Annotated in this window: 2 tRNA genes and 1 rRNA gene; all 3 read left to right on the top strand. The window is 51.3% G+C overall.

The features are described from left to right. Positions 1-94: ribosomal RNA gene (locus JIG40_RS13630) — 16S ribosomal RNA — on the top strand; the annotation flags it as partial. A 67-nt stretch (positions 95-161) separates the two neighbouring features. Continuing rightward, positions 162-237 (top strand) — tRNA-Glu (locus JIG40_RS13625). Between the two features lies 1 nt (position 238). Then, a tRNA-Lys gene (locus tag JIG40_RS13620) sits at positions 239-314 on the top strand. Positions 315-316 lie beyond the last annotated feature (2 nt).

Genomic DNA, 316 nt, shown 5'->3' with positions numbered 1-316 from the left:
CTTCGGGAGGACGCTTGCCACTTTGTGGTTCATGACTGGGGTGAAGTCGTAACAAGGTAGCGCTAGGGGAACCTGGCGCTGGATCACCTCCTTATACGAATGATTATTGCGATGAGTGTTCACACAGATTGATACGGTTTAAATGTGAAGAGTATCTTAGTGTCCCGTTCGTCTAGAGGCCTAGGACACCGCCCTTTCACGGCGGTAACAGGGGTTCGACTCCCCTACGGGATACCACGGGTCGTTAGCTCAGTTGGTAGAGCAGTTGACTTTTAATCAATTGGTCGCAGGTTCGAATCCTGCACGACCCACCATT

Source organism: Vibrio sp. bablab_jr001, assembly GCF_016464285.1.
Taxonomy (GTDB): Bacteria; Pseudomonadota; Gammaproteobacteria; order Enterobacterales; family Vibrionaceae; genus Vibrio; species Vibrio fluvialis.
The sequence above is the reverse complement of the archived record's forward strand: the minus strand, read 5'-3'. Positions and strand labels throughout refer to the sequence as shown.